We start from the raw sequence: 12,800 nt of genomic DNA, 5'->3' as shown, positions 1-12,800 counted from the left end.
TACAACACCAAGAGACTTTTTTGATCGTGCGCCCGTACCCCTCACATCCGATGCTCGGCCTCAAGGAACCGGGCCGCCCGCTCGCCGATCACCACGCATGGAGCCATGGTGTTGGCGGTGGTGATCCGCGGCATGATCGACGCATCCGCCACGCGCAGATTTTCGACGCCGTAGACCTTCAGGCGGCCGTCGACCACCGACATCTCGTCTCTGCCCATCTTCGCCGTACCCGACTCGTGCCAGTACGTGGTCACGGCGTTGCGCAGGTACGTCTCGAGGTCGACGCCCGACAGATCGCCCGGCATGACCTCGCGGGCGACGAAGGGCCTGAGCAACGCGGAGTTGCCGATCTCGCGTAGGGTTTCGACACACGCGATTGCCGCCTTGACGTCATCCGGGTGAGACAGGGCGTTGGCCTCGATCCTGATAGGGTCGGCCGGCCCCGGTCCCGACAACCGCAACCGGCCGCGGCTCTTGGCGTGTGTGGGAGCGCCGAACAGGGTCCAACTGTTCTGCGGCAAGCCGTATTTCGCCGCGTTCTCCGGCGTGGCTTTCGCGAACGCGCCGAAGCATGCGAACAGATCTGGTCCGTCGGCGTCGGCCGCACCGGAGTCCCAAAAGATGGTGGCGCCCACCTGGAGACTGCCTTGCACCTTTTCCGGAAACTCCCACACGCAGTCAAAACCGAAGTGGTCCTGAAAGTTTCGGCCCACCCCGGGAAGGTGCTGACGGACCGAAACCCCGGCGCGACGCAGTTCGTCCTCATCGCCAACGCCGGACTGCATCAACACCTTGGGCGTGTGGATGGCACCAAGCGACAACACCACCTCCACGTCGGCGGCCACATGATGGATCGTGCCACCGTACTGCACGTCGACCCCGCTCGCGCGGTTGCCGTCGAACGTCACCCGGGTCACCAGGGCGTGTGGAAGCACGGTCAGATTCGGCTTATCGAGATACGGGACCGTATACGTGCGATACACGGACAGCCGCTTATCGTCGCGCCACCGGAGGTCTGAGATGGCCGCGCCGCGCAATCCCTCCATCAGCCTGCCGTTGGGACTCTGATAGGTCGGGATTCCGATCGCCCTGGCCGCATCCAGCACCGACGGGGCCATCGGATGCACGCCGGGCGCCGGCTGCACAATGATCGGACCGCCCATTCCTCGGTGATCCGGCTCCCCCGTGCCGTGCCAGTCCTCGAGGCTGCGGTACAAGTCGAGCACCGGTTCGTATCCCCACGCCGGTTCCCCGGATTCGGACGCGAAGTAATCCCAGTCGCTGCGGTGCCCGCGGGCCCAGATCATCACGTTGATGCTGGAACCGCCGCCGAGCACCTTGCCCATCGAGAACGGAATCGAACGCCCGTACAGTTGCGGATCGGGTTCGGCGGCGAAACCCCAGTCTCGTTCACTGCCGAGGTTCAACGGCCACTGACTGGCCTCCATCACGCTGTCGACCTCATCGGTGCCGCCCGCCTCCAGGAGCAAAACCTCGAGATCGGGGTTCTCCGCGAGCCGGCGGGCGAGCACCGATCCGGACGTTCCTGCCCCGCAGACGACGACGTTGTAGCTCGATTTCAATTCAGCGGTCACGATTGCTCCATTCAGCTGGGTATAGCGGTCTATAACCAGCTGAAACGCCGACGCTTCTGAAACCGTTCAACGGTCAAGCAGATTCACAGGCGCGACTACGCTCGCTTGGATGGACGAACCGAGTCGCACCACCGCTGAACTGATCGTCGAGTGCCTGGAGAACGAGGGCGTGACGCACGTCTTCGGCATCCCCGGTGAGGAGAACATCCGACTGGTCGAGGCGCTCTCGAAGTCGTCGATCGAGTACGTGCTGACGCGTCACGAACAGGGTGCCTCGTTCATGGCGGAGGTGTACGGGCGGCTGACCGGCCGCGCCGGAGTCTGCTCGGCGACGCTGGGCCCCGGCGCGATCAACCTGTTACTCGGCGTGGCGGATGCCACCACGAATTCCACTCCCATGGTTGCGCTTTCGGCACAGGTGGGCATGGGCCGTAGTTATAAGGAGTCGCACCAAGGGGTGGACCTGGTGTCGATGTTTGCCCCGGTGACCAAGTGGTCTGCGCTCGTCGCGACCCCGCAGGCGGTGCCCGAAATGGTCAGGAAGGCGTTCAAGCTGGCACAGACCGAGCGCCCTGGGGCCGTCTATCTAGCGGTCCCCGAGGATGTGGAAGACGCCGCGGCTCCGGACGGGTTCAGTCCGCTGCCGATCAATGTCCCACGGCCTGACGACCCCTCGGACGCCCAACTGGAGCGCGCGGCAGAAATCTTGCGGGCCGCCCGCAATCCCATCCTGTTGGCCGGCCACGGCGCTGCCCGCGGTGGGGCCGCCGACGCGGTGCGCCGATTCGCCGAAGCCCTCGACATCCCGGTGGCGACAACGTTTCACGGCAAAGGTGTGATGCCCGACGACCATCGCCTCGCGCTCGGTGCCGTTGGCTTCATGCGCCATGACTACGTCAACTTCGGCTTCGATCAGGCTGATGCGATCGTTGCCGTCGGTTACGAGTTGCAGGAATTCGACCCGGTGCGGATCAACCCGAGCGGTGACACGAAAATCGTCCATATCCACCGCTTCCCCGCCGAGGTAGACGCGCACTACGACGTCGCGGTCGGCCTGCACGCCGATACCGGGCGGACCCTCGATGCGCTGGCAGAACGGGTGTCGCGCGAGCATCCGTCGCTGTCGGGTCACGAACGGATTCGTGAGTTGCTGTTCGGCGAACTCGAGCGGGGCCGCGCCGACGACAGCTTTCCGCTCGCGCCGGCCCGCATCGTCGCCGACACACGAGAAGCCCTGCGCCGCAACGATATTGTGCTCGTCGATACGGGTGCCCTCAAGATGTGGATGGCGCGGCTGTACCCGACGTACGAGCCGAACACCTGCCTGATCTCCAATGGGCTCTCGACGATGGCGTGGACGCTGCCAGGGGCGATCGCGGCCAAGATCGCCCGGCCGGAGGCGAAGATACTCGTCGCGACGGGCGACGGTGCATTCTTGATGAACTCGCAGGAGATCGAGACTGCTCTGCGACTGCAAACCCCGATGGTGATCCTGATCTGGGACGACAACGCCTACGGCCTGATCAGCTGGAAGATGGACCTCGAGATCGGCCACAACGTCGACACACATTTCGACAATCCCGACTTCGTGGCTTACGCCGAGAGCTTCGGCGCAAGGGGTTATCGCATCTCGGCGGCCGATGAACTGCTGCCGACCCTGCGCCGAGCACTCGCTGATGACACGGTCAGCGTGATCGCCTGCCCGGTCGACTACTCGGCGAACAGCGCCCTGATCGCCTCGCTCGGCGAGTTGGACGAGTCGTTGTCCTGACGGTTGGCCGCGCTGCCCGCGCGAGCCGCCACCAGCGGATGACCGCGGGCAATTCGTCCCCGCTCGCCGACGGCGCCAGTGCCGTCGGCGACCGAGTTGCGGGAACGCAATGCACGCGACGCGTGATCGGCGTCTGCATCGGCTCAGGTCAGGGCATCGCACTCGTGCTGGAGAAACCGCAGGCTGGGTGACGCTGAGCAATCGTGAAGAAACGGTTGTTGAGCGGCCGCCCAGCACTTAGTCTGCCTTGGTGTCCAGCACGGCAGCTGACGAGCGACCACGCGTCCGGCGTGAGGCGGCGAGGGCCTCGCTGATCGAGGCAACTGCCCAAATCATGCTCGACGAGGGCTATGCGGCGGCAACCTCGCGGCGGGTCGCGGCCAAGGCGGGTGTGAAGCCGGCGTTGGTGCACTACTACTTCCCCAGCATGGACGACCTGTTTGTCGCGGTGCTGCGTGATAAGGCCGAGGACAATCTGGCCCACCAACGAGAGGCGATCGCCGAGGCGCAACCGGTGCACGCATTGTGGCGGCTCAACGAAACTCTTGATGCGCAATTGTTCGCCGAGTTCTTGGCGATGGCCAACCATCGCAAGGCGATTCGCAGCGAGATCGTCGCATACGCCATGCGGTTCCGCGACCTACAGGAGGGCGTCGTCACGTTGGCGCTGAAAGCGCGAGGGGTCGACCTGGAACAGTTCCCGCCGGTCGTGATGACCATGATCATGGGCGGTTTGGCCCGCATTTTCCTTCACGAGAAAGGTCTTGGCATCACGCGCGGACACGCTGACGCCACCGCCTTCATCGACCGGTGGCTTGATCGGTTCGAAATGCCGAGGTGGGATCCGCTTGAGCCCGAGACGAAGGACCGGTAGATGTTCCGTCTCGCCAAGCGCTTCTGGGTGCTGCTGGTCATCCTGCTGGTGGTGGTCATCGGGGTGTTCGTCGTGGATCGGTTCCGCGGCTTCTTCGGCCAGACCGTGTTGACAAAGCCGGGCGCAGGTCTGGTCAACGACCCCGAGCCGTTCAACCCCAAGGTCGTCAAGTACGAGATCTTCGGCGATGGCGGCCAGGCCACGATCAACTATCTCGATCTGGACGCTCAACCGCAGAAGGCGCTCAACGCGCCGCTGCCGTGGGAACTGACGTTGACCACCACCGCGCCCGCGGCCAGCCCGAACATCATCGCGCAAAGCGACGGCAACAACATCACCTGCCGGATCACCGTCGACGGCGCGATCAAAGACGAGAGGACCACCGACGGCGTGAACGCGCAGACCTTCTGCCTGGTGAAGTCGGCATGAGCGAGGCTTACGGGCGAATGGTCGGCACCGGATCTGGGGGCCGAAGCGGCCGAGCCTGCGAGGTCATCGAATGAGCAATGCGCATGTGGGCGCGCACCCGATGATTCCGCGGTTCATTCGGTTGTTCTGCGTGCCGATCTTCTTGGGCTGGATCGCGCTGGTGGTGATCGTCAACGTGGTGGTCCCCCAGCTGGAAGTGGTCGGCGAGGCGCATGCGGTGTCGTTCGCGCCCAAAGACGCCCCGTCGATGCAGGCGATGCAGCGCATCGGTCACAACTTCGAAGAGTTCAGTTCCAACAGCTCGGCGATGATCATCCTCGAGAGCGACCAGCCACTGAGCGACGCCGCGCACAAGTATTACGACGACCTGATCGACAAGCTCGAGGCGGACAAGACCCACATCCAACACGTTCAGGATTTCTGGGGTGATCCGCTGACCGCCTCTGGTGCGCAGAGCGCGGACAACAAGGCTGCTTACGTTCAGGTTTACCTCGCGGGTAACCAGGGCGAGAGCCTGGCGAACGAATCCGTACAAGCCGTGCGCGACATCATCGACAAGTCAACGCCGCCACCGGGACTCAAGACATACGTCACCGGTGCGACGCCGCTGTCGACCGACCAGCACCATGCGGGCGACAAGAGCGTCAAGCTGATCACCGCCATCACCATGGGCGTGATCTTCGTGATGCTGTTGCTGGTTTACCGGTCGATCGTCACCGTGTTGCTGGTCTTGGTGATGATGTTCATCGAGCTGTCCGCCGCCAGGGGAATTGTTGCCGCACTGGCTTATTACGACTTGATCGGGTTGTCGACATTCGCGGTCAACCTACTCACCACCTTGGCGATCGCGGCGAGTACCGATTATGCGATCTTCCTTCTCGGCCGCTACCACGAAGCACGCAACAACGGTGAGGACCGCGTAACCGCCTTCTACACCATGTATCACGGCACCGCACACGTGATCCTGGGCTCGGGTCTGACCATCGCGGGCGCCACGTTCTGCCTACACTTCACCCGGCTGCCGTACTTCCAGTCGCTGGGTATTCCGTTGGCGATCGGCATGCTGGTCGCGACTTTCGCCGCGCTGACCATGGCGCCCGCCCTGTTGACGATCTGCAGCCGATTCGGCCTCTTCGACCCGAAGCGGAAGACCGACACCCGCACGTGGCGGCGGGTCGGCACCGCCGTCGTGCGTTGGCCCGGACCGATTCTCGCCGCGTCGGTGGCGCTGGCGCTGATCGGGTTGCTCGCGCTGCCGTCGTACCAACCCGGCTACAACGACCGCAACTATCTTCCGCCGGACATCCCCGCCAACATCGGCTACGCCGCCGCCGATCGGCATTTCCCACAAGCCCGGATGAATCCGGAGTTGCTGATGGTCGAGACCGACCACGATGTGCGCAACCCGGCGGACATGCTGGTGATCGAGCGGATCGCGAGAGCGATCGCCCACACCCAAGGGGTCGGCAGGGTGCAAGCGATCACCCGGCCGCGGGGCGTGCCCATCGAACACACCTCGATTCCATTCCTGATCAGCGCGCAGGGCACCAGCCAGCAGATGAATCAGGACTACATGGACAAGGTCATGGCCAACATGCTCACGCAGGCCAATGACATGCAAACCTCCATCGACACGATGGAACGAATGCAGAACATCACTGTGCAGATGGCGGCCACCACGCACAGCATGGTCACCAAGATGCAGACCACCACGGTCGACATCGAGGAATTGCGGGACCACATCGCGGATTTCGACGACTTCTTCCGGCCCATCCGCAACTACCTGTATTGGGAACCGCACTGCTTCGACATCCCGATCTGCTGGTCGATGCGGTCGATCTTCGACACCCTCGACGGCATCGACACCATGACCGACGACATCAAGAATCTGATGCCGGATCTGGAGAAGCTGGACACGCTGATGCCGCAACTGATCGCGATCATGCCCGCGCAGATCGAGACGATGAAGAGCATGCAGCACATCACGCTGACCATGTATCAGAGTCAGAAGAGCCAGCAGGACCAGACGAAGGCGATGCAGGAGAACCAGAACGCCATGGGCCAGGCGTTCGATGCGTCCAAGAACGACGACTCGTTCTACCTGCCGCCGGAGGTGTTCCAGAATGAAGACTTCAAACGCGGCCTGAAGATGTTCGTCTCCCCCGACGGAAAGTCGGTGCGATTCATCATTTCTCACGAAGGAGATCCCGCTACCCCCGAAGGCATCAAGCTGATTCCGCAGATCAAGACCGCGGCGTTCGAGGCCATCAAAGGCACGCCACTGGAGGGCTCGAAGATCTACCTGGCCGGCACCGCCTCGACCTACAAGGACATGCAGGAAGGCGCCAACTGGGACCTCCTGATCGCCGGAATCTCGTCGCTCTGCCTGATTTTCATCATCATGCTGCTGTTGACCCGAGCGGTGATCGCCTCCGCTGTCATCGTCGGCACCGTGTTGATGTCGCTGGGCACCTCGTTCGGGTTGTCCGTGCTGATCTGGGAACACATCCTCGGCACGCCATTGCACTGGCTGGTGCTGGCCATGTCGGTGATCATCCTGCTGGCGGTGGGCTCCGACTACAACCTGCTGTTGGTGTCCAGGTTCAAAGAAGAGATCCATGCCGGCATCAAAACCGGCATCATTCGGTCCATGGCAGGCACCGGCGCGGTGGTGACGTCAGCCGGTTTGGTGTTCGCGTTCACCATGATGACGATGATGGTCAGCGATCTCGTGGTGGCTGGGCAGGTGGGCACCACGATCGGTCTCGGCCTGCTGTTCGACACGCTGGTGATCCGATCGTTCATGACGCCGTCGATCGCTGCCATGATGGGCCCGTGGTTCTGGTGGCCGCAGACCGTCAGGATGCGCCCCAGACCCTCGCCGTGGCCCAAGCCGCGGGGGCACGCCGAGGAAGACACGGTGCGTGTCGGCACTCATGACGAAAACCCAACCGGGCCAATCACATAGCGGGTGTCATACAGCCGGCGTGATGCGAACGCCGACGGTCCACCGGCGCCGCGCTCCTGGGCGCAGGTGCTGCCGATCCTCGAAGACCGCAGCGCCGCAATCATTTTCGCGTTCGCGGGCGGCGAGTTGGCACCGATGTCGAACATATGTTCTAATTGTGATCTCAGCGCAAGCCCGCTCACGCGGGCGATGTTCAAAGGAGATCGCCGCACGATGACTGTAGACACTCTGCCAGCACAAGCGCCGTCCACCGACTCCGACACTCCCGACGTCTTGCTTACTTCCGTAGAACCGACGCCTGTTGCTGTCGCCCCTGCCGAGGAGAAGCCCAAAAAGGCTCCCGCCAAGAAGGCCGCGGGCAAGAAACCCAAGACTCTCGAGCTGACTCTCACCGTGACCGGTACCGCCGACGGCGAATGGCATGCCGAGCTCAAGCAGGGCACCACCTACCTCGCGCGCAACCTCGCGGTCGCGGCCGCCGCGGTATCCCGCGCAGCCAAGGAACTCCACGAAGACCTGTCCAACCCGATCGATCGGGTCATCGAAGAGGCGCGTACCCAGCAGGCCGCCAAGGTCGCCGCGCTCGAGGCCGAACTGGAAGCCGCCCGCAAGGCGCTCGCCGACTTGGACTGAGCGCCTCGCTACGACGCCCGATAAACACGGATACGGGCGTCTCGGCCATCTACTCTCCCGACATGGACCGCATCTGGCAGTGGGCCTGGGATCGATACGGGCACCGATACTCGTGGGCGCTGTGGGCCCTGACATCGGTCGCAGTTCTGCTGCCCTACGTCACGTTGTCGGCTATGGTCGTCGCCTTCCAGCGGTCCGATAGCTACGTCGAGGCAGCCGCTGTCACCGTCGTCGCAGTGCCCTTGCTGGCCTACGGGTATTTTCTCCCGGGCTGGGGGCCGCTGCGCCTTGCCGAGCAGCGGGCGCGTGGTCGAAACGTCGACCGCACGAGCGCGCTGGAGGCCACCTACGCCACTTCACGAGGCGTGGTGGCGCGAGGATTGACGATCACGTTCGTCTGGGGTGCCGCGCTGTTCGTCATTGTCGGTCTGATCACGGGGGCAACCTGGTCGCGGCTGATCCAGTACGGGCTTTTGGGGGCGTCGCTCGGCGTTGCCTCCTCGTGGATCGGTGTGCACAGCATCGCCGAAGGCGCGCTGCGACCGGCCCGGGTCGCCATTGCCGGTGACACCGACATCGGCGACGCTCTACCGCGCTCCCGGCCGACATTTGCGGCGTGGTCGAACATGTCGATGCTCGCCGTGGCTTTCGGGTTCGCGGTCGGAGCCGCGATGCTGGGCGCTGCCTTCGATCCAGTCCGGGACAACCCCGCACTCGCGGTCGTGATCGGGGGTGTGGGCATCATCTTCGCGGCGCCGATCACCGTGGGTTTCGGGTTCGCACCCTCGTTGCGACCGGTCCGCGACCTCGCCGAGGGGACCGAACGCGTTGCGGCTGGAGATTATTCGCGACGTTTGCCGGTCGTTCAAGACGATGACCTCGGTGCATTGACGGCGTCGTTCAACCGCATGCAAGCGGGATTGGTTGACCGGCAACGACTTCAAGCAGCATTCGGCGCCTACGTCGACCCGGCGCTGGCGGCGCGCATACTCGAGCAGGGCGATGATGTCTTCACCGGGGAACGTCGCGAGGTTACCGTGATGTTCGTCGACGTTCGAGACTTCACGCCGTTCGCCGAGGCGAACACCGCCGAGGACACCGTCGCCCGTCTCAACGCACTGTTCGAAATCGTCGTGCCCGCCGTCGTCGACGCCGGCGGCCATGTCAACAAGTTCCTCGGCGACGGCGCGCTTGCAGTGTTCGGCGCACCCAACGTCCTGGTCACCCATGCCGACGCTGCGATCACTGCCGCAGTTCAGATTCACCGACTGGTCAACAGTCAGTTCAACGGCGAACTTCGGGTCGGCATCGGAATCAACACAGGTGTCGTGATCGCCGGAACCATCGGGGCCGCAGGTCACCTCGAGTTCAGCCTGATCGGCGACACCACCAACGTCGCCGCCCGCGTCGAGCAGCTCACCAAGACCACCGGTGACGCGATTCTTCTCACCGAGCAATGCATGGACGCGGTCGCGTCTCGGCCAGCCGGGCTGATCGACCGCGGCGTCCACGCGTTGAAGGGAAAGGCCGCTGCAGTTCACGTGTTTGGCCTTGATCCAACGCGCTGAGGTAGCGGCCTGTGTGTGCCGTCTGATCAGAACTGGTCTAAAGGCTGCTCTCCATGACGATTCGCCGCTCGGGATGAATGATCGTCATCCTGACGCCCTTTTCCCCCGCGTGACTACCGGGCGTTGTCGGCCCTCGACCGTCAATGAGACCGGCTTGCGTGTGGTGTCGTGCAACCGGTTCGAGCAAGCCGAGCTTGCGGGCCCTCGCGACCGCAGCGGCGCGGTTCTCAACACCCAGTTTGCGGTAGACAGCGCGCTGGTGCGTCTTGACCGTGTTCAGTGAGACATAAAGCCGCTTACCGATCTCACGGCGCGACAACTGGGTTGCCAACAGCCGGAGGACTTCTTGTTCCTTGGCCGTGAGTGCGTCGACGAGCGTGTCTGGCTTGTGACCGCGACTTACCGCGACGCGCTCGCCGCGCTGGGGCGCGCTGTACAACGTCTGGGCCACATCGGCGTGTGCACAGTTTGTCAGCAGCGCGCTGGCCTCATTCCGGCTCGCAGCCGCGGCCTCGTAGTCGCCGAGATCCTCGGCGATCTTGGCCGTGAGCATCAGCGCCTTGGCAACTTCGAGGATCCCCCCACCTTTGCGAACCAACTCGACAGCCACTCGGCAGGCGTCAGCGGCAGCGGCCGCATCGCCGCGCGCATCATGGACAGTGGCCACCGCCAGCGGCACCATCGCATTGATGAAGTGACCGCCGTCCGCGGGATATGTACCGACGCCGGTTGCCCGGCGGATGTGGTGCTCGGCATCGGCGAGTTGACCGGATTCGGCGGCGATCAACGCCAGATAGGCCATCGAATAGATTCTCCGGCGGCGATCTCCTATTTCGGCGGCCAGCTGCGTGGCGCGGTGGAAGGTGGCTTGGGCTTGGTCGGTGCGGCCGGCGAAGTACAGCGCGCAGCCATAGATGCAGTACACCGCGCAGCGGGCCTGCTGGGCGTCGTGGAAGTCCAGGGTCATCGCGCGGCGAGCCGTTTCGAGCGCGGTGGTGACGTCGCCGGTCTTGAACGCATAGACCGCCCGCAGCGCGACCAGTTGGGCAGCCAGCCCGCCATCCTCATCTGCGGTACCGGTGTCGATCGCCTCGATCCACCGGCGCGCGTCGTCGAATTGGCCCACGTTCAACGCGACCCATGCCCGCGCCACGCTCAGCCGCCGATCCTGTCGAACCGTCTCCTCGGGCAGCAGATCAAGCCAGCCCGACACCGTCGACAGCCCGCCGCTGTTGAACTCCTCGACCCAGTTGCCGGCAATCACATCCGCACAGCGGGCCAACTCACTGGCGGCGACCAAATGGTGCAGCGCCTCATCGATCAAACCCTGCCCCTCAAACCACACCGCGGCACGCTCATGCAGACCCGCGACCAGACCCGGCTCGCTGCGACACAACTGCGCGCGCAGCAACTCGCCGAACAAATGGTGATACCGATACCAGCGACGCGACATGTCCAACGCCACCACGAACAGGTTCTCCCGCTCGATCCTGGCCAACATCGAGGCCGCACCCGTGGTTTGCAGCACCGCGTCACACAACGGGCCGCACAACCGACCCAACACCGACGTGGCCACCAAAAACTCACGCATCTGTCGCGGCTGCCCGTCGAGCACCTCAGCCATCAGGTAATCGACGATATGGCGGTTGTCACCAGCAAACGCCGCGATGGACACCCCAGCATCGGCGCGCCCCACCAACGACAAAGCCGCCAGATACAGCCCTGCCACCCACCCCTCAGTGCGTTGCTGCAACAGTTCAACCTCGGCCCGGGCCACCTGCAGCCCGAGCACATCATGGAGCAGCTGTTCAGTCTCGGCCAACTCGAAACGTAAATCCTCGCTCCGCAATTCGACCAGATCACCACAGGCCCGCAACCGCGCCAACGGCAACACCGGATCCGACCGAGTCGCCACCACCACATGAAAATTCACCGGCATCCGGTCGACGACGAACGCCAACTGCTCATGAACCACCGGATTGGCCACCAAGTGAAAATCATCAAGCACCAACACCATCGGACCGGCGACCGTGGCCACATCATTCAACAGCGTCGGCAACACCACCTGCACCGGATCAGCACCCACCGCCAACAACTCCACCGCCCGGACCCCGACCCCAGGACAGACCCGCTGCAACGCAGCAACCACATACATCCAAAACCACACCGGGTCATTGTCAGAACGATCAAGCGACAACCAACCCAACACCTGGCCCTCACCCGCACTCAGAGCCCATTGCGCCAACAACGTCGTCTTACCCCACCCCGCAGGCGCACTCAACAACGTCAACTTATGGCGACGTCCCACCGACAACGCCTCCAACAACGCAGCCCGATCAACGAGCCCGCCCGCCAAAGTCGGCACATGCAACTTCGATTCGAGCAACACCGCCCGTTCGACGCCTGCTCCGACGGGCCTGTGGGTACGCCCGGCTGAGCCGGTCACGTCCGGAATCCGGGCATCCCAGGAACTCAACGTTCGGGCGGGCAGGCTCGGCCTTACTTCAGACGCAGCTTGGATGAGTCGGTCCGGCACGCTCATGCTCGTCGGGATACCAACACGTAGCCGCCGACGCCGAACGCGACCGGCATCATCATCAACATTCCCAACAAGGTGCTCATCATCGTCATCTCGATTCCTCTGTGCCGTCGCGCCGGCCGGTCCCCGGTGGAGCGGTGGTGGTCGCGGCGATCCAGACCTCAATGAGTACGTTGCAGCACCGGCGCCACCGCCACCATCGCCCTGCGAATGATGTTTAGGGACGGGTCGGTGTAGGCCTAACCGTCTTGCTGTCGGGCGGACTAGTTGTGATGTCCAGGGAGGTTATCGGGGTCGCTGTCGGTGAGCCTGTGTGACAGGGAAGGCCTCCGGTTGTGAAGTGGAGCTGTCTAGGAACCACTTCGTCAACCAGGAGGCCTTCGTGTCCCACGCTAACGCCGCTTTGACCCCGCGCGCCCGATT

At 63.7% G+C, this 12,800-nt stretch carries 8 protein-coding genes; 6 read left to right on the top strand and 2 right to left on the bottom strand.

Going from position 1 to position 12,800, the window contains the following annotated elements; translation table 11 throughout:
- Window positions 1-41 precede the first annotated feature (41 nt).
- Window positions 42-1,598, bottom strand: a complete 1,557-nt coding sequence (locus tag ACGFK1_RS00040; RefSeq protein WP_393426211.1) for a GMC family oxidoreductase — start codon at window positions 1,596-1,598, stop codon at window positions 42-44.
- Between the two features lie 106 nt (window positions 1,599-1,704).
- On the opposite strand from ACGFK1_RS00040, the gene ACGFK1_RS00035 reads away from it, so the two are divergent.
- The 6 genes from ACGFK1_RS00035 to ACGFK1_RS00010 all read left to right on the top strand — a co-directional run bounded on the left by ACGFK1_RS00035 (window position 1,705) and on the right by ACGFK1_RS00010 (window position 9,838).
- The gene (locus ACGFK1_RS00035) at window positions 1,705-3,366 is read left to right on the top strand and encodes an acetolactate synthase large subunit (RefSeq protein WP_393423741.1); all 1,662 of its coding nucleotides are present in this window, start codon (window positions 1,705-1,707) and stop codon (window positions 3,364-3,366) included.
- 250 nt (window positions 3,367-3,616) lie between these two features.
- Window positions 3,617-4,240 carry a TetR/AcrR family transcriptional regulator gene (locus ACGFK1_RS00030; protein ID WP_393423738.1) on the top strand — a complete coding sequence of 208 codons (624 nt, stop codon included), beginning with the start codon at window positions 3,617-3,619 and terminating at the stop codon, window positions 4,238-4,240.
- Window positions 4,241-4,669, top strand: a complete 429-nt coding sequence (locus tag ACGFK1_RS00025) for an MmpS family transport accessory protein (protein ID WP_393423735.1) — start codon at window positions 4,241-4,243, stop codon at window positions 4,667-4,669.
- 70 nt (window positions 4,670-4,739) lie between these two features.
- Window positions 4,740-7,637: an RND family transporter gene (locus tag ACGFK1_RS00020; RefSeq protein ID WP_393423732.1), complete on the top strand. Its 2,898-nt coding sequence runs from the start codon at window positions 4,740-4,742 to the stop codon at window positions 7,635-7,637.
- Between the two features lie 213 nt (window positions 7,638-7,850).
- Window positions 7,851-8,270, top strand: a complete 420-nt coding sequence (locus tag ACGFK1_RS00015; RefSeq protein ID WP_393423729.1) for a DUF6319 family protein — start codon at window positions 7,851-7,853, stop codon at window positions 8,268-8,270.
- Between the two features lie 62 nt (window positions 8,271-8,332).
- Window positions 8,333-9,838: an adenylate/guanylate cyclase domain-containing protein gene (locus ACGFK1_RS00010; RefSeq protein ID WP_393423726.1), complete on the top strand. Its 1,506-nt coding sequence runs from the start codon at window positions 8,333-8,335 to the stop codon at window positions 9,836-9,838.
- A gap of 37 nt (window positions 9,839-9,875) precedes the next feature.
- Here ACGFK1_RS00010 and ACGFK1_RS00005 read toward each other — a convergent pair whose 3' ends face one another.
- On the bottom strand, window positions 9,876-12,284 hold the full coding sequence (locus tag ACGFK1_RS00005) for a LuxR C-terminal-related transcriptional regulator (RefSeq protein ID WP_393423723.1): 2,409 nt from the start codon (window positions 12,282-12,284) through the stop codon (window positions 9,876-9,878).
- Between the last annotated feature and the right edge of the window lie 516 nt (window positions 12,285-12,800).

It is taken from the genome of Mycobacterium sp. NPDC048908 (assembly GCF_043197955.1).
In the GTDB taxonomy this organism is placed as follows: Bacteria; Actinomycetota; Actinomycetes; order Mycobacteriales; family Mycobacteriaceae; genus Mycobacterium.
Note: the sequence above shows the minus strand (reverse complement) of the source record. Positions and strands in the feature narration are given on the sequence as shown.

Excerpts from the sequence above, each read along its gene's own strand:
- ACGFK1_RS00035 (WP_393423741.1), top strand. The coding sequence starts at position 1,705 with ATGGACGAACCGAGTCGCACCACCGCTGAACTGATCGTCGAGTGCCTG.
- ACGFK1_RS00025 (WP_393423735.1), top strand. The coding sequence starts at position 4,241 with ATGTTCCGTCTCGCCAAGCGCTTCTGGGTGCTGCTGGTCATCCTGCTG.
- ACGFK1_RS00020 (WP_393423732.1), top strand. The coding sequence starts at position 4,740 with ATGAGCAATGCGCATGTGGGCGCGCACCCGATGATTCCGCGGTTCATT.
- ACGFK1_RS00015 (WP_393423729.1), top strand. The coding sequence starts at position 7,851 with ATGACTGTAGACACTCTGCCAGCACAAGCGCCGTCCACCGACTCCGAC.
- ACGFK1_RS00010 (WP_393423726.1), top strand. The coding sequence starts at position 8,333 with ATGGACCGCATCTGGCAGTGGGCCTGGGATCGATACGGGCACCGATAC.